Raw genomic sequence first — 22,093 nt, 5'->3', positions numbered from 1 at the left:
TGGACGGCAAACGTCCGGCAGGCAGAGGAACAATTGTGGACAAGTACCTTTATGTGGCAATGACCGGCGCCAGCCAGAATGCACTGGCGCAAAAGGCGCATGCCAACAACCTCGCGAACATCTCCACCAACGGCTTCCAGAAAGACCTGGAGCAGGCTCGTTCGATGCCGGTGTTCGGTGACAGCTTTCCGGCGCGTGCGTTTGCCATGTCCGAACGCCCGGCCACCGATTTCTCCCCGGGCTCACTGGTGGAAACCGGTCGCGACCTCGACGTTGCCGTGCAAGGTAACGGCTGGATTGCCGTACAGACTCCGGATGGCGGTGAAAGCTACGTGCGCACCGGCAGCCTGAACGTTGACGCCCTGGGCGTGCTGCGTGCCGGCAACGGCATGCCGGTCATGGGCAATGGCGGGCCGATTGCCGTGCCGCCGGAACAGCAGATCGAAGTCGGCGAGGACGGCACCATCAGCATCCGCGCAATGGGCGAAGGTCCCCGGGTGATGGCGGAAGTCGACCGCATCAAGCTGGTCAACCCGGACCTCAAGAACATGACCAAGGGCCTGGATGGTTCGATCCACACCAAGGATGGCCAGCCGGCGCAGGCCGATGCCAACGTCAAGCTGGTGTCCGGGTTCCTCGAGTCGAGCAACGTCAATGCCGTGGAAGAGATGACCTCGGTGCTGGCCTTGTCCAAGCAGTTCGAGCTGCACATCAAGATGATGAACACCGCCAAAGACGATGACCAGGCCATGGCTCGGGTCTTGCAGATCAGCTAATTACCAGAACGTCGCGCCGTAAAACAGGCGCACGAGGAGAATCGAATGCTTCCGGCTCTATGGGTTGCCAAGACAGGTCTGTCCGCCCAGGACACCAACCTGACCACCATTTCCAACAACCTGGCCAACGTGTCGACCACGGGTTTCAAACGTGACCGCGCCGAGTTCCAGGACCTGCTCTACCAGATCAAGCGTCAGCCAGGCGCCCAGTCGACCCAGGACAGCGAACTGCCATCGGGTCTGCAACTGGGTACCGGTGTGCGCATCGTCGGCACCCAGAAAAACTTCACCGCCGGCAGCCTGCAAACCACCGAGCAGCCACTGGACATGGCCATCGACGGTCGCGGTTTCTTCCAGATCCTGCAACCGGACGGCACCACGTCCTACACCCGTGACGGTACGTTCCACCTGGACTCCAACGGCCAGATCGTCAACGCCAGCGGCTTTGCCCTGGAGCCGGCCATTGTCATTCCGAACGACGCGCAGACCTTCACGGTCGGCCGCGACGGCACCGTGTCCATCACCGTTGCCGGCAACCCGGCTGCCCAGGTGATCGGCAACCTGCAAACCGCTGACTTCATCAACCCGGCGGGTCTGCAGGCGGTGGGCAACAACCTGTTCCTGGAAACCGCCGCCAGTGGCGCGCCGCAAGTCGGTACACCAGGCCTGAACGGTTTCGGCACCACGCTGCAGAACACCCTGGAAACGTCCAACGTCAGCACCGTTGAGGAGATGGTCAACATGATCACCACCCAGCGCGCCTACGAGATGAACTCCAAGGTGATCTCCACCGCCGACCAGATGCTCTCGTTCGTAACGCAGAATCTGTAATCAAGTCTATGTGGCGGCCATGAGGCTGCCTGCAACACCGTGAGGTAGGGTCATGAATCGCTTTGTATCTGTTCTGGCACTGAGTGGGATCACCGCGCTCGCAGGTTGCGTTCCTGCGACGCCCAAGCCTAATGATCCCTACTACGCTCCGGTGTTGCCGCGCACGCCGTTGCCGGCGGCCGCGAACAACGGCTCGATCTACCAGGCCGGTTTCGAACAGAACCTCTACAGCGACCGCAAGGCGTTCCGGATCGGTGACATCATCACCATCACCCTGAACGAAAGGACCCAGGCCAGCAAAAACGCCAATTCGCAAATTGGCAAGAACAGCAAGGCCAACATCGGCTTGACTTCGCTGTTCGGCAGCAGTGCCACCACCAACAACCCGTTCGGTGATGGCGACCTGAGCCTGAGCGCCAGCTACGAAGGCGACCGCGCGACCAAGGGCGACAGCAAGGCGGCCCAGGGCAACACCCTGACCGGCTCGATCACCGTGACCGTCGCCGATGTGTTGCCCAACGGCATTATCGCGGTGCGCGGCGAGAAGTGGATGACCCTCAACACCGGCGACGAGCTGGTGCGGATTGCCGGCCTGGTTCGCGCCGATGACATCTCTACCGACAACACCGTGTCGTCGACTCGTGTCGCCGATGCGCGCATCACCTACTCGGGCACCGGTTCGTTTGCCGATGCGAGTCAGCCAGGCTGGTTCGACCGTTTCTTCCTCAGCCCGCTGTTCCCTTTCTAGGTGGTCAGTTTGAATCTTAAACACCTCATGGTGGTCGCGTTGATGCTGTCCGCCGCGTTCAACGCGCAGGCCGAGCGCCTGAAGGACATCGCCAGCATTTCCGGTGTGCGTTCCAACCAATTGATCGGTTACGGCCTGGTGGTCGGGCTTAACGGCACCGGCGACCAGACGACGCAGACCCCGTTCACCCTGCAGACTTTCAACAACATGCTCTCGCAGTTCGGCATCAAGGTGCCGCCGGGCTCGGGCAACGTGCAGTTGAAGAACGTCGCGGCAGTGTCGATCAGTGCCGATTTGCCAGCGTTCGCCAAGCCGGGTCAGCAGGTCGACATCACCGTTTCCTCTATCGGCAACTCCAAGAGCTTGCGCGGCGGCACCTTGCTGCTGACACCGCTCAAGGGTATCGACGGTAATGTCTATGCAGTGGCCCAGGGCAACCTGGTGGTCGGTGGTTTCGATGCGGAAGGGCGAGACGGCTCGAAGATCACCGTCAACGTTCCGTCGGCCGGTCGCATCCCCGGTGGTGCGTCGGTGGAGCGTGCGGTACCGAGCGGTTTCAACCAGGGCAACAGCCTGACGCTGAACCTCAACCGTTCCGACTTCACCACGGCCAAGCGCATTGTCGACAAGATCAACGACATGCTTGGCCCAGGCGTGGCTCAGGCTATCGACGGTGGTTCGGTACGTGTCACGGCGCCGCTCGATCCGAGCCAGCGTGTCGACTATCTGTCGATCCTGGAAAACCTCGAAATCGATCCGGGTCAGGCGGTGGCGAAAGTCATCATCAACTCCCGTACCGGCACCATCGTGATCGGCCAGAACGTCAAGGTTTCCCCAGCCGCCGTTACCCACGGCAGCCTGACCGTGACCATCACTGAAGACCCGATCGTCAGCCAGCCCGGCCCTCTGTCCAATGGCACGACGGCGGTGGTACCGCGTTCGAAAGTCAACGCCCAGCAGGAAGCCAAGCCGATGTTCAAATTCGGCCCTGGCACCACCCTCGACGAGATCGTACGGGCGGTGAACCAGGTCGGCGCGGCACCGGGTGACTTGATGGCCATCCTCGAAGCGCTGAAGCAGGCCGGCGCCCTGCAAGCCGATCTGATCGTGATCTGAGGACGGCCATCGTGGATATGCGCAAGAGCGGTCTGGTCAGCAGCAGCGATTCGGGCTCCTATTCGGACCTCAATCGTCTGAATCAGCTCAAGGTCGGCGACAAGAACAGCGACGGCAACATGCGCAAGGTGGCGCAGGAGTTCGAATCGCTGTTCCTCGGTGAGATGCTCAAGTCCATGCGCTCGGCCACTGAAGCGCTGGGCCAGGACAATCCGATGAACACGCCGGCGGCCAAGCAATACCAGGAAATGTACGACCAGCAACTGGCGGTTTCCATGTCCCGCGAGGGCGGTGGTATCGGTCTGGCGGACGTGCTGATGCGCCAGATGTCGAAGAGCAAGCCCATGGCGCCGGGCGAGGCAGCGGCTGCGTCGCTGGCCAAGCAAGAGGCTGCCAAGGCGGTCGTGCAAACGCCGGTGGCGGCAGGCACGGTGGCAATCAATGGCCCGCTGTCGCGGGTCAATGGTCAGCGTCCGTTGTGGGCTTCGCGATCGGTCCATACACCGCAAGAAGCGGGTGAGGGTGGTCATCGCAATGACATGGCGTTGATCAATCAGCGACGTCTGGCATTGCCGCCGAAGCTGGCTGATCGTCTGTTGGCCGGGCTGGTGCCTTCTGCGACGACCGCTGCCACGACGATCAACAAGACACCATTACCTGAGCGCACGACGAACACGGGTTCGGGACCGCTGTACAACGGCGACTGGCTGGCGAACGCGCAACAATCCTCCACTGGCGGCATGCAGATCTACGGTCGCGCCATGGCGCAGATTCCTCTGGCACCGGCGAAGAAAGCCTTCAGTTCCGCCGACCAGTTCGTCAACACCATGTTGCCGATGGCCAAGGAAGCCGCCGCCCGCATTGGTGTCGATCCACGTTACCTGGTGGCCCAGGCGGCCCTGGAAACCGGTTGGGGCAAATCGGTCATGCGCCAGCAGGACGGCAGCAGCAGCCACAACCTCTTCGGCATCAAGGCCGGCAATAGTTGGCAGGGCAATTCGGCGCGGGCGATCACCAGCGAATTCAGAAACGGGCAGATGGTCAAGGAGACGGCCGAGTTCCGTTCCTACGACTCCTACAAGGACAGTTTCCATGACCTTGTGACTTTGCTGAAGACCAATAATCGCTATCAAGATGTCGTGAAGTCGGCCGATAACCCGGAACAGTTTGTACGCGAGTTGCAGAAGGCCGGTTACGCAACCGACCCGGACTACGCAAGCAAGATTTCGCAGATAGCCAGGCAGATGACGAGTTACCAGAACTACGCTGCGGCGGGCGTTTCCACCACGCCTTTATAGGCACAAGGTAAAAGGTTTGAACCATGAGTTTGCTCAATATCGGGATGTCGGGGCTGAACGCCAGTCAAGTGTCGTTGGCGACTGTCGGCAACAACATTGCCAACGCCAACACGGCCGGCTACTCACGTCAGCAAACCATTCAGGGCAGTAATTCCTCGCACCTGAGCGGTGGCGTGTTTATCGGTAGCGGTACGACCCTGGCCGATGTGCGTCGGGTCTATAACGCTTATCTCGATAACCAACTGCAAACCAGCACGTCGCTGAACAACGATGCCAATGCTTACCTTGATCAGGTGAACCCGCTCGACAAGCTCTTCTCCGACAAGATCACGGGTATTTCTGCGGTGTTGAGCAGCTTTTTCTCGTCGGTTCAGACGTCTGCCGGTACGCCGAGTGACACCGCTGCACGGCAGTTGTTGCTGACCAATGCGCAAACGCTGAGTAACCGGTTCAATGCTCTGGCCTCGCAGATGCAGCAACAGAATGAGGGAATCAATAGTCAGTTGACGACACTGACCGACAAGGTCAATCAACTGACGTCTTCGATTGCCTCGTTGAACCAGCAGATTTCCCAGGCCAGCACCTCGACAGGTAGCGGCCCGAGCAACTTGCTCGATGCGCGAAATGAAGCGGTTCGCTCACTCAATGAACTGGTCGGCGTCACGGTCCAGGAGCAAAACGGCAGTTACAACGTGTCCTTGGGCAACGGTCAGTCGTTGGTATTGGGCAGCACGACGAACACCCTCTCGACTGCACGAACCGGGATCGACAAAAGCCAGCTGACGATTGTGGTCAACTCGCCTTCTTCCGTCAGTGACGTGACCTCGGTTATCAGCGGCGGCAAGATCGGTGGTCTGCTGCGTTATCGCGACGACGTGCTGTTGCCGTCGATGAATGACCTGGGGCGCACAGCCCTGGTGGTTGCCGACAAAATCAATAGCCAGTTGGGTCAGGGGCTCGATGCCAATGGCGAGTTTGGTGCGTCGCTGTTCTCCAATATCAACAGTGCAACCGCGATCAGCCAGCGCAGCCTGGCATCGTCGAACAACAGCACCGGTTCGGGCAATCTTGACGTTACCATCACCAATTCCAGTGCGTTGACCACCTTCGATTATGCGGTGACGTTTACCGCGGCTGACAAGTACACGGTCAAGCGTTCCGACGGCAAGGATATGGGAACTTTCGACCTGGCCCCGCCGGCAGAAATCGATGGCTTCAAGCTTGATCTCAATGGTGGCGCTCTCCAGGCCGGTGACTCGTTCAAAGTGATCCCGACGCGCGGCGCGGCGAGCTCCATCACCACCCAAATGACCGACTCGAACAAGCTCGCCTTTGCCGGTCCACTGGTCGCGACCAGCAGTACCAGCAATGGCGGAACCGGTGCGTTGACTCCTCCGACGCTGTCCATTCCGATGGATATCTATGGCGGTGCGAATCTGGCCGACCTGCAAGCGGGCATCAAAAACTCCATGCCGGTGACCTTGGCCTTCTCGGACGCGGTGGGGGGGAGTCAATCCTACGAAGTGTTCAACTCGAAAGGGCAGAGCATCGGTACAGGCACCATCGTTCCTGGCCAAGGCAATGATCTGACTCTCAACGTACCGATGCTCGACGCATCTGGTGCGCCGATTGCCGGCCAGTCGTTTTCGTTCAACACCACGGTCAGTGGTTCGCCATCGAAGAATGACAAGTACGAAATTGCGTTCAACGTGGATGGCAAGAAAGACAATCGCAATGCCAACGAGCTGTTGGGGCTGCAAACCAAGGCAACGGTGGGCGTTTCGGGTGGCAATGCCGGCATGAGCATGACCACCGCCTACAGTCGCCTGGTCGAGCAGGTAGGCGCCAAAGCCAGTCAGGCCTTGGGCGACAGCACCGCCAGCGGGGCGATTCTGTCCCGGGCAAAATCCGAGGTCGCCTCGGTCTCCCAGGTCAACCTGGACGATGAGGCAGCCGACCTGGTCAAGTTCCAGCAGTACTACACCGCGTCGTCGCAGATCATCAAGGCCGCGCAAGAAACGTTCAGCACGCTGATCAACAGTCTTTAAGGGAGTCTTCGACGATGCGAATTTCTACAGCCCAGTACTTTGAGACAAGTGCGGCCAAGTACCAGAACAACTTCTCCTCGATTGTGAAGACTCAGGAGCAGATCACTTCCGGCGTGCGGATTCAGAGCGCGGGTGATGATCCGGTCGGGGCTGCGCAGTTGCTGATGTTGCAGCAGCAGAAAGCGATGTTGGGGCAGTACAGCGACAACATGGGCAGTATCAAGAATTCGCTGATGAACGAAGAGAGCGTGCTCGATAGCGTCAACACGGCGTTGCAGCGCGCCCGCGAGTTGGCCCTTAGCGCCGGTGATGGCAGCAAGAGCGACGCTGACCGCAAGTCCATTGCTGAAGAGCTGGGCGAGATTGAAGCCAACGTATTGAGCCTGCTCAACAGCAAGGACTCGGCTGGCAACTACATGTTTTCCGGTTCGAAGACCTCGACTCCGGCCTATGTGCGCAACAACGACGGAACCTACAGCTATCAGGGCGACGACACGCAGTTGAGCTTGCAAGTGTCGGAAACCTTGTCCATCGCCACCAATGACACCGGCAAAAGTGTTCTTGAAGCGGCGACCAACTCGGGACGCACCCAGGCTGTTCAAGATCCGTCGAAAGCGGTTGATGGTACTGTTTCCGTGTCCGCCGGATTGTTGAAGTCGAGCGCTGCTTACACGAAGAACTTCGCAGCGGGCGAGCCGTACGAACTGAAGTTTGTCGACAGTACGCACTACACCATTGCGGACAAGGACGGCAACGATATCACCGCAGAGGTGAGTGGCAACGGCACCTTCGATGCGAAGAAAGAAGGGGGGGCGACCATCAACCTGCGTGGCGTGGAATTCGATATCACCTTGCGCCTCAAGGCGCCGGTTGATCCGGTGACCAACCTGCCCATGACCCCTGACGAAGAGGTCAAGGACCACCTCTTCACCCTGGGCACCAAGCCCGACAGTTTCAATGCCTCGCGAACGCCGAGCAATGCCTCGACGGCGCAGATTACCGGCTCTGGTGTAACGGACCAGGCTGCATATGTGAGTGGATTCCCCAACAGTGGCGTGGTCATCAAATTTACCGATGCTAACAATTACAAAGTCTACGCCCAGCCAATGAGTGCAGACAGCAAGTCGATTGCTAGTGGTCTATATGCAGGCGGTTCGATTACGGTAGCGGGCGTGAAGCTTGATTTCACCGGTGCTCCCGGGCCGGACGATCAATTCGTCGTGGGTGCCAGCAGCCATCAGACTCAGAGTGCTCTGGACACGTTGAGCCAGTTGCGTCAAACACTGGAAACGCCGTCAGATGGTAATGACCTGGCGCAGATCAAGCTCAAGGATGCGTTGAACTCGGCCGTAAGCAATCTGGCCAATGCCAGCGAGCAAGTGTTGACGGTGCGCGGAGCTATCGGTGCGCGTCTGAACTCGGTTGATATTCAGACGTCTGAAAACATCAGTCTTGACCTGTCGAACAACAGCACCCAAGCGGCTATCGGTAACACCGATGTGGCAACTGCCTCGATCGATTTGGCGTTCCAGCAATCTCTGTTGCAAGCCTCGCAACTGGCATTCGTGAAAATTGCTCAGTTGAGCCTGTTCAACAAGCTCTGATCCCTCCTCGATTGCCGGCATCCGCGATGCCGGCAATGTCTCGTTTGTCTATTGCTCCAGTTTTTGACTTGCTCAATCGACGTTTTTCCGTCTACCAATGAGCGGTGGATCGCAGGTTTGTGGCTGGATGTTTGCCATAAGCCACGCATAATGCGTGACCTGTGAGTCAAAAAGCGCATCTTCACTGTATTGTGTCAAAAAGGATGGGCAGGGGGGTGACCCTTGTCGGGCGTGTTTTCAGGGTTTCTGGAGCGTCTGTGCCGTATTTTTTTCGCTCGGTGAAATCCAGTATTGTCGTACCTCTCGGTCTTGCGAGCGGTGATCTCCAGCTATTTAGTATTGGGAAGCCACAATGATTGGCATAAAAAGCATTGCCAGCTACGTGCCAGCGAGCGGGCTGGATAACTATGCTCAGGGCGCGAAGTTCGAGAAGGATGAAGAGTTCATCCTCGGGAAAATCGGTTCGGCGTTCCTGCCGCGCAAGGATGCTACTCAGGAAACCTCGGATCTGTGTGTAGAAGCGGCCAATGCGCTGTTCGCCAACAACCCTCAGCTCGACCGTCAATCCATCGACGTGTTGATCGTCGTCACCCAGAACGGCGACGAAGAGGGCTTGCCGCACACCTCGGCCATCGTCCAGGACAAGCTCGGCCTGTCGACCAACGTCGCCGCTTTTGACATCTCCCTGGGTTGTTCCGGTTACGTTTACGGTATTTATGCGATCAAAGGCTTCATGGAGGCGACAGGGCTAAAAAATGGCCTGCTGATCACCGCAGACCCCTATTCGAAAATAGTCGACCCGGAAGACCGCAATACCACCATGTTGTTCGGTGATGCCGCCACGGCTACCTGGATGGGTGAGGACGCTGTCTGGCAACTGGGCAAGGCCAAATTCGGCACTGACGGTTCTGGCGCGCCGCACTTGAAGGTGACCGATGGTGTGTTTTTCATGAACGGGCGCCAGGTGTTCAACTTTGCCTTGCTCAAAGTACCAGCCCATTTGCACGAATTGCTCGATGAGTCCGGCCTCAAGTCCGAGGATATCGATGCCTTCTGCATCCACCAGGGCAGCGCGGCTATCGTCGATGCCGTGGCACGACGTTTCGAAGGCGAACCGGAGAAGTTCATCAAGGACATGGTCGAGACCGGTAACACCGTGTCGTCGAGCATTCCGTTGCTGCTGGAAAAACACATGTTCGACTCCAGCTGGAAGCGTGTGGCAATCAGTGGATTCGGTGTGGGCCTGTCCTGGGGCTCGGCACTGATCCATCGTCCCTGACGCGCCAGTTTAATAACGCCAAAAAAACGCCCATGACCGCAAGGTCATGGGCGTTTTTGCATTCTGGGGTGGTGAACTAAAACCTTGAAATTCAAGGGGTGGCACGGTGCTAGTAAAAAAAAACAAAAAAGTGCTCAAGCAACCTGCTTTCACGACGATAACCATTACGAAGGTTCTCTAGGCCATACCCGGCGGTTGCCAGGGCCGGAAGCCGCAGCACCCAACCAACGAGGAATTCGTCATGGCTTTATCTGTTAATACCAACATCACCTCCCTGGGCGTTCAGAAAAACCTGAACAAGGCTTCCGATGCCCTGAGCAACTCGATGAACCGTCTGTCTTCCGGCCTGAAAATCAACAGCGCCAAAGACGACGCTGCTGGCATGCAGATCGCCAACCGTCTGGGCAACCAGGTTAAAGGCTTGAACGTTGCAATCGCCAACGCCAACAACGGTGTATCGATCGCGCAGACCGCTGAAGGCGCGATGCAAGAATCCACCAACCTGCTGCAACGTCTGCGTGAACTCGCCCTGCAGTCTGCGAACGGTGATAAAAGCGACGCTGACCGTACTTCCCTGCAGCAGGAATTCACCGCCAAGGTGGGTGAGCTGACCCGTATCTCCAACACCACCACTTTCGGTGGTCGTAACCTGCTGGACGGTTCGTTCAGCAACGTAGGCTTCCAGATCGGTGCCAGCGCCAACGAAACCATTTCGTTCGGCATGACCGACATCAGCGCCACTGGCCTGAAAGGTAACTTCAGCGAAGCAACCGTTAACAGCACTGCGCTGAAGGGCTTGGCTGCTACTGCAACCGGTTCGGTTTTGACTGACAAGGCAACTGTAGTCGGTACTGCAGCGGCCACTGCGACCTTGGCTACCGATGCGTTCACTATTAACGGCACAGAAATCACGCTTTCTGCTGTTGCTGGTGCGGGTGTTCCGGCTGCTACTTCTGCAGTTGCTGCGATCAACGCCAAATCGGATGTTACCGGCGTTACTGCAAGTGCTGACGCTGCCGGCGTAGTGAGCTTGTCGTCGAAGAGCGATATCGTTCTTGCCGCCTCCGCTACTGGTGGTGCCACTCCTGGTCTGGCTAGCCTTGGTCTGACGGCTGCGACGACTAACCCATCGAGTAACTTGGGTGCTGCCGGTTCCATCTCTGTAAATGGTAACGCTGTGACTTGGGCAGCAGATGACACCATGGCGAGCGTACTCGCCCAGCTCACCACCGCTGCGGGCGGCGCGGCCGCTGGCGCATCGGCCACCTTCACTGACGGTCGCGTCAAGGTGACCTCGGGTGACGGCGCAGACATCAAGCTGGCCAACACTTCCAGCGGTTCGCTGTCGCAGTTGGGCCTGTCGGCTGGTACTTCCCAGGCCAAATTGACTGCTGATACCTCCATCGACGTGAACGGCGTTGAAGTCAAGTTCAAGAAGGGCGATACCACTGACGCGATCGTTGCCTCGATCAACAGCGCCAGCACCGGTGTAAACGCCAGCAAAAACACTGACGGCACTCTGAGCCTGTTCGCTGACAAAGACATCACCGTCAAGGACGGCAGTGCAGGTACTGGTCTGGCCGCGTTGGGTCTGACCGCTGTTGCCGCTGCCGGTACCAAGACCGCAGTTACCATGGAAACCACCGTTTCCGACCTGAGCATCCTGTCCGCAGCAACCTCGCAGCAAGCAGTTCAGGCTCTCGACGGTGCCCTGCAGCAGATCGACAGCCAGCGTTCGCAGCTGGGTGCTGTACAAAACCGTTTCGCCAGCACCGTGGCCAACCTGCAGAGCATTTCGCAGAACTCCACTGCTGCTAAAGGCCGTGTAGAAGACGCCGACTTCGCTTCCGAAGCCGCTGAACTGACCAAGCAACAAACCCTGCAACAGGCCTCCACCGCGATCCTGTCCCAGGCTAACCAACTGCCATCCGCTGTTCTGAAGCTGCTTCAGTAATCTCGGTATCGGTTGATTAACGGAAGGGCGCGTTTACGTGCCCTTTCGTTTTTTTCAGTTTGGAGGTGATGACATGGATATGAGCATTAAGCTGAACGCGCATTACCCTGCTGGCACAACCCAGGCCGGCAACTCTTCTACACCTCAGGCGCAGCCCCCGGTCGAGCAAGAACCGGCTGTGGCTGACGAGTCCCAACGAGTAGCGCTGGAAAAGGCGGTAACCGATATTCGCGAGTTCGTTCAATCGACTCAACGCAACCTCGATTTTTCCATCGATGACTCGACCGGCAGGGTGGTGGTCAAGGTGGTTGCCACGGAAAGTGGCGAAGTGATTCGACAGATTCCATCAGAGACGGCGCTCAAGCTTGCGCAAAACCTGAGTGATGCCAGCAGCCTGTTGTTCGATTCCAAGGCCTGAGCTGGCATGAAATGTGTTTCTGACTGCAGCCAAGGCAATACTCGCCAATAAAACGGCAGCCACAGGACAAGGAGAATACCCATGGCGAGTTCAACGATTTCCGGTCCGGGTTCGGGCTACGACACCCAAGCCATCGTCAAGGCATTGGTAGGGGCTGAAAAGGCGCCTAAACAAGCCCAGATCACCAGTCAGCAAAAAGACACGACCATCCAGTTGTCGGGCGTCGGTTCGGTGAAAAGTGCGCTGGAAACCTACCGGGCGGCAATCGCGAAATTGAACAACGTGGCCTCGTTCAACGGTCTGGCCGCTACCTCCTCCGAAGAAAAGAACGTCAAGGTCACCCTGGGCGATGGCGCCTCCAGCGGCAAGTACGTGGTGGTGGTCAACGAGCTGGCGACGTCGTCGAAAGTTACCAGCAAGGTGTTCGAGGGCGGGGCTTCGGGGTCGGCCAACTCCAGCGATGAAGCCCAGACCTTGACCATCACCCAGTCGGGCAAGAGCTACGACGTACTGGTGCCTGGCGGCGCGACCCTGCAGGAAGTGCGTGAGTCGATCAATACCCAGCTGTCGGCCCAGGGCATCAGCGCCAACGTCTTGAGCGATGCGAACGGTGCGCGTCTGGTGGTCGGCTCAAATACCACGGGCGTGGATACTGATATCACCCTCAGTGGTGACTCGGAACTGGCCCAGGGTTATGACAAGGGGACGCCAGCACAAAATGCCAAATACACCATCGACGGTATCGCGATGGAGTCCACCAGCAACAAGGTCACTTCCGCCATCAGTGGCGTGTCGCTGGAGCTGTTGGCCAAGGACAAGGACAAGCCGGTCACCGTCAATGTGGCGAGCAACACCGACACGCTGAAAACGTCAGTCCAGTCCTTCGTCACGGCCTACAACGCGTTGATGACCAGTATCAATACCCAGACCAAGGTTACCGCCACCGGCGACTCCTCGACCACCACGGCGGGCGCTTTGACCGGTGACGCATCGATGCGTCAGCTGGTCAACAATCTGCGTAGCGAGTTGGTCAACAGTTCAGGGTCAAGCGCAATGAGCAGCCTGGCACAGATGGGCATTACCACCGACCAGAAAACCGGCCTGCTGAGTCTTGATGACAAACAGTGGGACAAGGCTGTAGTCAAGGGTGCGGCTGATATCGCCAAGTTGTTTACCGGCGACACTGGCCTGGTGACGCGCATGACCAAGGCGACTGCCTCCTATGTTGGCACCACTGGATCGCTGGCTAGCCGGGTAACAGACCTCAACACCAAGTTGACCGACCTCACCACCCAGCAGGCAGAGCTGGATCGGCGCATGGAGAGCCTGCAGACGTCCTTGACCGCCAAGTACACGGCCATGGATACCCTGATCGCCCAGCTCAACGCCAGCAGCTCCAGCATCATGACCACCCTCAACTCGCTGAATAATCCGAAATCGGATTGATGGCATCGCCCCGTATCGGGTGGTGACATGTTTTGGGCCTGCGGGCACGGATTAAAGTTTTACGTGACGCAGTCGACAAACTTGATAGAGAGAAATGTCCGACTGCGGCCAGTAACGAGGTAGTAACATGAATCCAATGAAAGCCCTTCGTGCGTACCAGAAGGTCAATTCCCACGCTCAGATCTCCGAAGCCAGTCCTCACCGTCTGATCCAGATGCTGTTCGAGGGTGGCCTCGATCGCCTGGCACAAGCCAAAGGTGCATTGTCTCGTGGCGATATCGCGCAAAAGTGCCTGTTCATCACCAAGTCCATCGACATCATCACTGGACTGCGTCAGGGTTTGAATGAGGAGAAGGCGGAAGACCCTGCTACCATCCAGCAGCTGGACAGCCTGTATGAGTATATGAACTCGCAGTTGCTTAAGGCCAACGTCAACAACGATCCGGAAATCATCGACGAAGTCGCCCGCCTGCTGACTACTTTGAAAAGTGGCTGGGATGCGATTGCGGCGCAAGAGATCGCGCAATAAGCCCACCAGCCTGAGGATGACGCCATGAGTCAAGCCCTGCAGCGGATTGAACAAACCCGTGAAGCACTTATCGATGCGCTGGCTGAGCGTAACTGGGATGCGATCGGTGAGCTCGATGTGGCTTGTCGTTCGTGTGTCGACGATTTGCTCAGTGAGGCACCAATCGACGAAGAGGCGCTGCGTACCAATCTGGAGAGCTTGCTGGAGGTGTACAAGGAATTACTGACAGCAACGATGGGCGAGCGCCAGGCGATAGTCGAAGAGATGTCGCAGATCAATCAAGCGAAGAGTGCCGCAAAGGTTTACCATCTGTTTGGTTAATTGACGCCAGTTAATCCAGACATAGTGCGCCATAAATTTGACTGTGCACGGTTTTTTGACTTAACTAGTGGCTGGTTCCAGATTTCAGTCGTCTTCAGGCATAACCTGCCTGCAAGCGTTTAGCTTGCCCCAGCATTTTGGGCATTGAGTTGACTAGGGAAGTTGCTATTGCATGTGGCGTGAAACCAAAATTCTGCTGATTGATGACGATAGCGTCCGCCGCCGCGATCTGGCGGTGATTTTAAATTTTCTCGGCGAAGAAAATTTACCCTGTGGTAGCCATGACTGGCAGCAAGCTGTCGGCTCTTTGTCGTCAAGTCGTGAAGTAATCTGTGTCCTCATCGGGACGGTCAATGCTCCTGGTGCACTTCTGGGCTTGTTAAAGACACTCTCGACCTGGGATGAGTTCCTTCCGGTTTTGTTAATGGGCGATAATTCTTCCATTGACCTGCCGGAAGACCAGCGTCGTCGAGTGCTTTCGACCCTCGAAATGCCACCCAGCTACAGCAAATTGCTCGATTCGCTGCACCGTGCCCAGGTCTATCGCGAGATGTACGACCAGGCCCGCGAACGCGGTCGTCATCGCGAACCCAATCTTTTCCGCAGTCTTGTCGGCACCAGCCGGGCGATTCAACACGTCCGTCAGATGATGCAGCAAGTTGCCGATACCGATGCCAGCGTGCTGATCCTCGGTGAGTCCGGCACCGGCAAGGAAGTGGTTGCGCGCAACCTGCATTACCATTCCAAGCGCCGCGAAGCGCCGTTCGTGCCGGTCAACTGCGGGGCGATCCCGGCCGAGTTGCTGGAAAGCGAATTGTTCGGTCATGAGAAGGGTGCCTTCACCGGGGCGATCACCAGCCGCGCCGGTCGATTCGAACTGGCCAACGGCGGCACCCTGTTCCTCGATGAAATCGGCGACATGCCGCTGCCGATGCAGGTCAAGCTGCTGCGCGTGTTGCAGGAGCGCACCTTCGAACGCGTGGGCAGCAACAAGACCCAGAGCGTCGACGTGCGCATCATTGCGGCGACCCACAAGAATCTCGAAAGCATGATCGAGATCGGCACCTTCCGCGAAGACTTGTACTACCGCCTGAATGTGTTCCCGATCGAGATGGCGCCGCTGCGTGAGCGCGTCGAAGACATTCCGCTGCTGATGAACGAGTTGATCTCGCGCATGGAGCACGAGAAGCGCGGTTCGATCCGATTCAACTCGGCAGCGATCATGTCGCTGTGCCGGCATGGCTGGCCGGGCAACGTCCGCGAGCTGGCCAACCTGGTGGAGCGCATGGCGATCATGCATCCATACGGCGTGATCGGTGTGGTCGAACTGCCGAAGAAATTCCGCTACGTCGACGATGAAGACGAGCAGATGGTCGACAGCCTGCGCAGTGATCTGGAGGAGCGCGTGGCCATCAACGGTCATACGCCGGACTTCACGGCCAACGCCATGTTGCCGCCGGAGGGCCTGGATCTGAAGGACTACCTCGGTGGTCTGGAGCAAGGCTTGATTCAGCAGGCGCTGGATGACGCCAATGGCATTGTGGCGCGCGCGGCTGAGCGGCTGCGTATTCGTCGTACCACGCTGGTGGAAAAAATGCGCAAGTACGGCATGAGCCGTCGTGATGGAGATGAACAGGCGGATGATTGACGCCTGTTTTTCAAATCATTCATTTATAAGAAGTTTTTTTTAGGCACGGGTATTGCTACGTCCCTCGCAACGTTCCGTTTCACTGACGGTCAGCCAAGCGAGAGAGCACAATGCCCCAAGCCGCCCAGATGTCTTCTGTCCCTGATGCATCGGGACAATCATCGTCCGTAGAGCAGGCGAGTCGGCTTGGCCTTGAGCAGGCATTCGCGCTGTTCAATCAGATGTCCAGTCAGTTGACCAATTCCTACAGCATGCTTGAAGCCCGGGTCACCGAGCTCAAGGGTGAGCTGGCGGTGGTCAGCGCCCAGCGCATGCAAGAGCTGGCGGAAAAAGAACGCCTGGCCAACCGCCTGCAAAACCTCCTTGATCTGTTACCCGGCGGTGTCATCGTCATTGACGCCCAGGGCATCGTGCGCGAAGCCAATCCGGCGGCGTGCGAGTTGCTGGGTCTGCCGCTGGAAGGTGAACTGTGGCGCCACGTCATTGCTCGCTGTTTTGCGCCGCGCGAAGACGATGGTCATGAAGTCTCCCTCAAGGATGGCCGGCGTCTGTCGATCGCCACGCGCTCGCTGGATGCCGAGCCTGGCCAGTTGGTGTTGCTCAACGACCTGACTGAAACCCGCCATCTGCAGGATCAACTGGCCCGTCATGAGCGTCTGTCGTCGCTGGGGCGCATGGTCGCTTCGTTGGCTCATCAGATACGTACGCCGTTGTCCGCCGCGCTGCTGTATGCCAGTCATTTGGCCGAGCAAGAATTGCCGGTCGCTACCCAGCAGCGCTTTGCCGGGCGTCTCAAGGAGCGCCTGCACGAGCTGGAGCATCAGGTGCGCGACATGCTGGTGTTCGCCCGAGGCGAGTTGCCGCTGACCGACCGCGTGACGCCCGGCCAATTGATGCAGGCGCTGCAAGCGGCTGCGCTGACCCACGTGCAGGATCTGCCGATCCGCTGGCAGTGCGACAGTCACTTGGGGGAGTTGCTGTGCAATCGCGACACCCTGGTCGGCGCGATCCTCAATCTGATCGAGAACGCCATTCAGGCCAGTGCCGGTCAATTGCGCCTCAAGATTCACCTCTACACCCGCGGCAACAACCTGCGCCTGTGCGTCAGTGACAGTGGCAGCGGTATCGATGCCGCCGTACTGGCGCGATTGGGCGAGCCCTTTTTTACCACCAAGACCACAGGCACGGGGCTTGGCCTGACCGTGGTCAAGGCAGTGGTGCGTGCTCATCAGGGACAATTGCAGTTGCGTTCGCGGCTCGGTCGCGGCACCTGCGCGCAGGTGATCCTGCCGTTGTTCAGCAGCGCTCAAAGAACGGAGTGACACAGATGGGTATCAAGGTTCTGCTGGTCGAGGACGACCGCGCGTTGCGCGAGGCGCTGGCCGATACGCTATTGCTCGCGGGGCACGATTTCAAGGCGGTGGGTTCGGCAGAGGAGGCGTTGCTTGCTGTCGGCGGCGAGGCCTTCAGCCTGGTGATCAGCGACGTCAACATGCCGGGCATGGACGGCCATCAGTTGCTTGGCATGCTGCGAGCGCGGCAGCCGCAGTTGCCGGTGTTATTGATGACGGCTCACGGTGCGGTCGAGCGTGCGGTCGATGCGATGCGCCAAGGGGCGGCGGACTATCTGGTCAAGCCATTCGAGCCCAAGGCGTTGCTCGATCTGGTGGCGCGTCATGCCCTGGGCAGTCTCGGCCTGACCGAAGGCGAAGGGCCGGTAGCGTTCGAGCCGGCGAGCGCGCAGTTACTCGAGTTGGCGGCGCGGGTCGCACGCAGCGATTCCACGGTGTTGATCTCGGGCGAGTCGGGCACGGGCAAGGAAGTGCTGGCGCGTTACATCCATCAGCATTCTCTTCGCGCCAGCCAGCCGTTCATTGCGATCAACTGCGCGGCGATCCCGGACAACATGCTCGAAGCGACCTTGTTCGGTCACGAGAAGGGCTCCTTCACCGGCGCCATTGCCGCGCAAGCCGGCAAGTTCGAACAGGCCGACGGCGGCACCATTTTGCTCGACGAAATTTCCGAAATGCCTCTGGGGCTCCAGGCCAAATTGCTGCGAGTGCTGCAGGAGCGCGAGGTCGAAAGGGTAGGCGCGCGCAAACCGATCACGCTGGATATTCGTGTGGTTGCGACCACCAATCGCGACCTGGCGGGTGAAGTGGTGGCGGGGCGCTTTCGCGAGGATCTTTATTATCGCCTGTCGGTGTTTCCCTTGGCCTGGCGTCCGTTGCGCGAGCGCACCGCCGACATCCTGCCGCTGGCCGAGCGTCTGCTGGCCAGGCACGTCAATAAAATGAAGCATTCGGCTGCCCGATTGTCGCCCGAGGCCCAGGCGTGTCTGATCGGTTATCCATGGCCGGGCAACGTGCGTGAACTGGACAACGCGATTCAGCGTGCGCTGATTCTGCAGCAGGGTGGCTTGATCCAGCCGCAGGATTTCTGCCTGGCCGGGTCGGTGACGTGTGCTCCATTGCCGGCATTGACTCCGGCGCCGATGCGTCCTGTGGAAGTCGAATTCGAGTCGGCCGGTGCGCTGGGTGATGACCTGCGTCGTCGTGAATTCCAGATGATCATCGATACCTTGCGCGCCGAGCGCGGTCGTCGCAAAGAGGCGGCCGAGCGCCTGGGCATCAGCCCGCGAACCCTGCGCTACAAGCTGGCGCAGATGCGCGATGCCGGAATGGATGTGGAAGCCTTTTTGTTTGCCACCTGACCCTGTACCTGTAGGAGCGAGCTTGCTCACGATGGTCGTTAACGATAACGCGGGAATTCAGAATAAATACGTTGTTCTTGGGTTCATCGTCGGAACGCCGCCCGGAGCAAGCTCGCTCCTACAGATGAGGCGCCGGGAAAGCTGGCACCCTTGTTGCTAACACCTCATTACCCGCCGAGTGAGTGTCAAAAAAATGCGGGTCGCCAAAGAGAGAAACCATGAGCCAAGGTATTGAATTCAATCGGTTGATGCTGGACATGCGCGCCATGCAAATGGACGCCATGTCTGTGCCGAAATCGACTGCCGTCCCTGAATTGTCGGGCAGCAGCTTTTCCGACATGTTCGGTCAGGCTATCAATAAAGTGAACGACACCCAGCAGGCTTCCACTCAGTTGGCCAGCGCTTTCGAAATCGGCAAAAGCGGCGTCGACCTGACCGATGTGATGATTTCTTCGCAGAAGGCCAGCGTGTCATTCCAGGCGTTGACCCAAGTGCGCAACAAAGTAGTTCAGGCCTACCAAGACATCATGCAGATGCCGGTTTAAAGGACGAGATTGAGTCATGGCAGAAGCAGTCGCCAATAACGTTCCGGCCAAGGCCACTCCAATAGACGGCAAGCCGCCGCTGTTCGGGTTGTCCTTCCTGGAAAACCTCTCCGAGATGACCATGTTGCGTCAGGTGGGCCTGTTGGTTGGCCTGGCTGCGAGCGTGGCGATTGGCTTTGCCGTGGTGTTGTGGTCCCAGCAACCGGACTACCGGCCTCTGTACGGCAGCCTTGCCGGCATGGACGCCAAGCAGGTCATGGATACCCTGGCCTCCGCCGATATTCCCTACACCGTCGAACCCAACTCCGGTGCCTTGCTGGTCAAGGCCGATGACCTGTCCCGTGCGCGGCTCAAACTCGCGGCCGCTGGTGTCACTCCCAGCGACGGCAACATCGGTTTTGAAATCCTCGACAAGGATCAGGGGCTCGGTACCAGCCAGTTCATGGAAGCGACCCGCTATCGTCGTGGCCTCGAAGGCGAACTGGCCCGCACCATTTCCAGCCTGAACAACGTCAAGGGTGCCCGCGTGCACCTGGCGATTCCGAAAAGCTCGGTGTTCGTGCGCGACGAACGCAAGCCTAGCGCTTCGGTTCTGGTTGAACTCTATTCCGGTCGCTCACTCGAACCCGGCCAGGTCGTGGCCATCATCAACCTGGTGGCGACCAGCGTTCCCGAACTCAGCAAGTCGCAGATCACTGTCGTCGACCAGAAGGGCACCCTGCTCTCGGATCAGGCGGAAAACTCCGAACTGACCATGGCCGGCAAGCAATTCGACTACAGCCGTCGCATGGAAAGCATGCTCACCCAGCGTGTGCACAACATCCTGCAACCGGTGCTGGGCAATGACCGTTACAAGGCCGAAGTCTCGGCCGACGTGGATTTCAGTGCGGTCGAGTCGACCTCCGAGCAGTTCAATCCGGACCAGCCTGCACTGCGCAGCGAACAGTCAGTCAACGAACAACGTACTGCCAGCAACGGCCCGCAAGGTGTGCCGGGTGCCTTGAGCAACCAGCCGCCGTCGCCGGCCTCCGCGCCGCAAACCACCGGTGGCGCCACCGCTTCGGCCGGCATGGTGCAGCCAGGCCAGCCGCTGATTGACGCCAACGGCCAGCAAATCATGGACCCGGCCACCGGTCAGCCGATGCTCGCGCCGTATCCGGCGGACAAGCGTCAACAATCGACCAAGAACTTCGAACTCGACCGTTCCATCAGCCATACCAAGCAGCAGCAGGGCCGATTGAATCGCCTGTCGGTGTCGGTTGTCGTTGATGATCAGGTCAAAATCAACCCGGCCAATGGCGAAACCACTCGTGCGCCATGGAGCGCCGACGAATTGGCACGCTTCACTCGCCTGGTTCAGGACGCGGTCGGTTTCGATGCCAGCCGTGGTGACAGCGTCAGTGTGATCAACATGCCGTTCTCCGCCGAGCGCGGTGAAGTGATTGCCGATATTCCGTTCTACTCCCAGCCGTGGTTCTGGGACATCGTCAAGCAAATGCTGGGTGTGCTGTTCATTCTGGTGCTGGTGTTCGGTGTGCTGCGTCCGGTGCTCAACAACATCACCGGTGGTGGCACAGGCAAGCAGTTGGCTGGTATCGGCAGCGACGTCGAGTTGGGTGGCATGGGTGGTCTGGATGGCGAGTTGGCCAACGACCGCATCAGTCTTGGCGGCCCGCAAAGCATTCTGCTGCCGAGCCCGAGCGAAGGCTATGACGCTCAGTTGAACGCAATCAAGAGTCTGGTGGCAGAAGATCCGGGTCGGGTGGCCCAGGTCGTGAAAGAGTGGATTAACGCAGATGAGTGATAACCGAGCCATTGCCGCCAAACTGTCCAAGGTCGACAAGGCCGCCATCCTGTTGCTGTCCCTGGGCTCCACCGACGCTGCCCAGGTGCTGCGCCACATGGGCCCCAAAGAGGTTCAGCGCGTGGGTGTGGCCATGGCCCAGATGGGTAATGTGCACCGCGAGCAGGTCGAGCAGGTGATGAGCGAGTTCATCGACATCGTCGGCGACCAGACCGGCCTGGGCGTCGGCTCCGACGACTATGTGCGCAAAATGCTCACCCAGGCCCTGGGCGAAGACAAGGCCAACGGCCTGATCGACCGCATCCTGCTCGGTGGCAACACCAGCGGCCTCGACAGCCTGAAGTGGATGGAGCCGCGCGCCGTCGCCGACGTGATTCGCTACGAACACCCGCAGATCCAGGCGATCGTGGTGGCATACCTCGACCCGGACCAGGCCGGTGAAGTGCTCGGCAACTTCGACCACAAGGTGCGACTGGACATCATCCTGCGGGTGTCCTCGCTGAACACCGTACAGCCAGCGGCCCTGAAAGAACTCAACCAGATTCTCGAGAAGCAGTTCTCCGGCAACTCGAATGCCTCGCGCACGAACCTGGGTGGCATCAAGCGCGCGGCGGACATCATGAACTTCCTCGACAGCTCGATCGAAGGCCAGTTGATGGACTCGATCCGCGAAGTCGACGAAGACCTGTCCGGTCAGATCGAAGACCTCATGTTCGTCTTCAACAACCTGGCCGATGTCGATGACCGCGGGATCCAGGCGCTGCTCCGCGAGGTGTCCTCCGATGTGCTGGTGCTGGCCCTCAAGGGGTCGGACGAAGGCGTCAAGGAGAAGATCTTCAAGAACATGTCCAAGCGTGCGGCGGAACTGTTGCGCGACGACCTGGAAGCCAAGGGCCCGGTGCGCGTCAGCGACGTGGAAACCGCGCAGAAGGAAATCCTCACCATCGCCCGCCGTATGGCCGAAGCCGGAGAAATCGTTCTCGGCGGCAAGGGCGGCGAGGAAATGATCTAACAC

General features: G+C 58.8%; 19 protein-coding genes. All 19 read left to right on the top strand.

Annotated elements, in window-relative coordinates; genetic code table 11:
• Positions 1-35 precede the first annotated feature (35 nt).
• Entirely contained in the window at positions 36-776 is a 741-nt protein-coding gene (locus AC1D1M_RS11985; protein ID WP_477775793.1) for a flagellar basal body rod protein FlgF, read from the top strand.
• 45 nt (positions 777-821) lie between these two features.
• Positions 822-1,607: a flagellar basal-body rod protein FlgG gene (gene flgG / locus AC1D1M_RS11980; protein WP_007975316.1), complete on the top strand. Its 786-nt coding sequence runs from the start codon at positions 822-824 to the stop codon at positions 1,605-1,607.
• Between the two features lie 52 nt (positions 1,608-1,659).
• Positions 1,660-2,355: a flagellar basal body L-ring protein FlgH gene (flgH, locus tag AC1D1M_RS11975; protein ID WP_477775792.1), complete on the top strand. Its 696-nt coding sequence runs from the start codon at positions 1,660-1,662 to the stop codon at positions 2,353-2,355.
• Between the two features lie 27 nt (positions 2,356-2,382).
• The gene (locus AC1D1M_RS11970; protein ID WP_477775824.1) at positions 2,383-3,471 is read left to right on the top strand and encodes a flagellar basal body P-ring protein FlgI; all 1,089 of its coding nucleotides are present in this window, start codon (positions 2,383-2,385) and stop codon (positions 3,469-3,471) included.
• A gap of 11 nt (positions 3,472-3,482) precedes the next feature.
• Positions 3,483-4,769, top strand: coding sequence for a flagellar assembly peptidoglycan hydrolase FlgJ (gene flgJ / locus AC1D1M_RS11965; RefSeq protein WP_477775791.1), 1,287 nt, complete (start codon positions 3,483-3,485; stop codon positions 4,767-4,769).
• Between the two features lie 23 nt (positions 4,770-4,792).
• The gene (flgK, locus tag AC1D1M_RS11960; protein ID WP_477775790.1) at positions 4,793-6,817 is read left to right on the top strand and encodes a flagellar hook-associated protein FlgK; all 2,025 of its coding nucleotides are present in this window, start codon (positions 4,793-4,795) and stop codon (positions 6,815-6,817) included.
• A 14-nt stretch (positions 6,818-6,831) separates the two neighbouring features.
• Positions 6,832-8,421: a flagellar hook-associated protein 3 gene (locus AC1D1M_RS11955; RefSeq protein WP_477775789.1), complete on the top strand. Its 1,590-nt coding sequence runs from the start codon at positions 6,832-6,834 to the stop codon at positions 8,419-8,421.
• Positions 8,422-8,773: 352 nt separating this feature from the next.
• On the top strand, positions 8,774-9,700 hold the full coding sequence (locus tag AC1D1M_RS11950) for a ketoacyl-ACP synthase III (protein ID WP_477775788.1): 927 nt from the start codon (positions 8,774-8,776) through the stop codon (positions 9,698-9,700).
• 241 nt (positions 9,701-9,941) lie between these two features.
• The gene (locus AC1D1M_RS11945) at positions 9,942-11,654 is read left to right on the top strand and encodes a flagellin N-terminal helical domain-containing protein (protein WP_477775787.1); all 1,713 of its coding nucleotides are present in this window, start codon (positions 9,942-9,944) and stop codon (positions 11,652-11,654) included.
• Positions 11,655-11,727: 73 nt separating this feature from the next.
• Positions 11,728-12,072, top strand: a complete 345-nt coding sequence (locus AC1D1M_RS11940; RefSeq protein WP_477775786.1) for a flagellar protein FlaG — start codon at positions 11,728-11,730, stop codon at positions 12,070-12,072.
• 81 nt (positions 12,073-12,153) lie between these two features.
• A complete protein-coding gene (fliD, locus tag AC1D1M_RS11935; protein WP_477775785.1) occupies positions 12,154-13,518 on the top strand; it encodes a flagellar filament capping protein FliD in 1,365 nt (454 codons plus the stop codon).
• Between the two features lie 127 nt (positions 13,519-13,645).
• Complete coding sequence (gene fliS / locus AC1D1M_RS11930) at positions 13,646-14,047, top strand: flagellar export chaperone FliS (RefSeq protein WP_477775784.1); 402 nt, start codon at positions 13,646-13,648, stop codon at positions 14,045-14,047.
• Positions 14,048-14,071: 24 nt separating this feature from the next.
• Complete coding sequence (fliT, locus tag AC1D1M_RS11925) at positions 14,072-14,368, top strand: flagellar protein FliT (RefSeq protein WP_477775783.1); 297 nt, start codon at positions 14,072-14,074, stop codon at positions 14,366-14,368.
• A 172-nt stretch (positions 14,369-14,540) separates the two neighbouring features.
• Positions 14,541-16,016 (top strand): sigma-54 dependent transcriptional regulator, encoded by a 1,476-nt coding sequence (locus AC1D1M_RS11920; protein WP_077045767.1) that lies wholly within the window; start codon positions 14,541-14,543, stop codon positions 16,014-16,016.
• Between the two features lie 128 nt (positions 16,017-16,144).
• Positions 16,145-17,338, top strand: coding sequence for a sensor histidine kinase (locus AC1D1M_RS11915; protein ID WP_477775823.1), 1,194 nt, complete (start codon positions 16,145-16,147; stop codon positions 17,336-17,338).
• Between the two features lie 5 nt (positions 17,339-17,343).
• Positions 17,344-18,729: a sigma-54-dependent response regulator transcription factor FleR gene (fleR, locus tag AC1D1M_RS11910; protein ID WP_477775782.1), complete on the top strand. Its 1,386-nt coding sequence runs from the start codon at positions 17,344-17,346 to the stop codon at positions 18,727-18,729.
• A 218-nt stretch (positions 18,730-18,947) separates the two neighbouring features.
• Positions 18,948-19,274, top strand: a complete 327-nt coding sequence (gene fliE / locus AC1D1M_RS11905; protein WP_477775781.1) for a flagellar hook-basal body complex protein FliE — start codon at positions 18,948-18,950, stop codon at positions 19,272-19,274.
• Between the two features lie 16 nt (positions 19,275-19,290).
• On the top strand, positions 19,291-21,078 hold the full coding sequence (gene fliF, locus AC1D1M_RS11900; RefSeq protein WP_477775780.1) for a flagellar basal-body MS-ring/collar protein FliF: 1,788 nt from the start codon (positions 19,291-19,293) through the stop codon (positions 21,076-21,078).
• Positions 21,071-22,090, top strand: coding sequence for a flagellar motor switch protein FliG (gene fliG / locus AC1D1M_RS11895; RefSeq protein ID WP_150753432.1), 1,020 nt, complete (start codon positions 21,071-21,073; stop codon positions 22,088-22,090). Before fliF ends, fliG begins: the two co-directional genes overlap by 8 nt.
• Positions 22,091-22,093: the final 3 nt, after the last annotated feature.

It is taken from the genome of Pseudomonas sp. P1_F7 (assembly GCF_056405655.1).
The sequence above is the reverse complement of the archived record's forward strand: the minus strand, read 5'-3'. Positions and strand labels throughout refer to the sequence as shown.

Excerpts from the sequence above, each read along its gene's own strand:
- fliG (WP_150753432.1), top strand. The coding sequence starts at position 21,071 with ATGAGTGATAACCGAGCCATTGCCGCCAAACTGTCCAAGGTCGACAAG.
- fliE (WP_477775781.1), top strand. The coding sequence starts at position 18,948 with ATGAGCCAAGGTATTGAATTCAATCGGTTGATGCTGGACATGCGCGCC.
- fliS (WP_477775784.1), top strand. The coding sequence starts at position 13,646 with ATGAATCCAATGAAAGCCCTTCGTGCGTACCAGAAGGTCAATTCCCAC.
- fliD (WP_477775785.1), top strand. The coding sequence starts at position 12,154 with ATGGCGAGTTCAACGATTTCCGGTCCGGGTTCGGGCTACGACACCCAA.
- AC1D1M_RS11955 (WP_477775789.1), top strand. The coding sequence starts at position 6,832 with ATGCGAATTTCTACAGCCCAGTACTTTGAGACAAGTGCGGCCAAGTAC.
- AC1D1M_RS11950 (WP_477775788.1), top strand. The coding sequence starts at position 8,774 with ATGATTGGCATAAAAAGCATTGCCAGCTACGTGCCAGCGAGCGGGCTG.
- AC1D1M_RS11915 (WP_477775823.1), top strand. The coding sequence starts at position 16,145 with ATGTCTTCTGTCCCTGATGCATCGGGACAATCATCGTCCGTAGAGCAG.
- AC1D1M_RS11945 (WP_477775787.1), top strand. The coding sequence starts at position 9,942 with ATGGCTTTATCTGTTAATACCAACATCACCTCCCTGGGCGTTCAGAAA.
- fliT (WP_477775783.1), top strand. The coding sequence starts at position 14,072 with ATGAGTCAAGCCCTGCAGCGGATTGAACAAACCCGTGAAGCACTTATC.
- fleR (WP_477775782.1), top strand. The coding sequence starts at position 17,344 with ATGGGTATCAAGGTTCTGCTGGTCGAGGACGACCGCGCGTTGCGCGAG.
- AC1D1M_RS11970 (WP_477775824.1), top strand. The coding sequence starts at position 2,383 with ATGGTGGTCGCGTTGATGCTGTCCGCCGCGTTCAACGCGCAGGCCGAG.
- fliF (WP_477775780.1), top strand. The coding sequence starts at position 19,291 with ATGGCAGAAGCAGTCGCCAATAACGTTCCGGCCAAGGCCACTCCAATA.
- AC1D1M_RS11940 (WP_477775786.1), top strand. The coding sequence starts at position 11,728 with ATGGATATGAGCATTAAGCTGAACGCGCATTACCCTGCTGGCACAACC.
- flgG (WP_007975316.1), top strand. The coding sequence starts at position 822 with ATGCTTCCGGCTCTATGGGTTGCCAAGACAGGTCTGTCCGCCCAGGAC.
- flgH (WP_477775792.1), top strand. The coding sequence starts at position 1,660 with ATGAATCGCTTTGTATCTGTTCTGGCACTGAGTGGGATCACCGCGCTC.
- AC1D1M_RS11920 (WP_077045767.1), top strand. The coding sequence starts at position 14,541 with ATGTGGCGTGAAACCAAAATTCTGCTGATTGATGACGATAGCGTCCGC.
- flgK (WP_477775790.1), top strand. The coding sequence starts at position 4,793 with ATGAGTTTGCTCAATATCGGGATGTCGGGGCTGAACGCCAGTCAAGTG.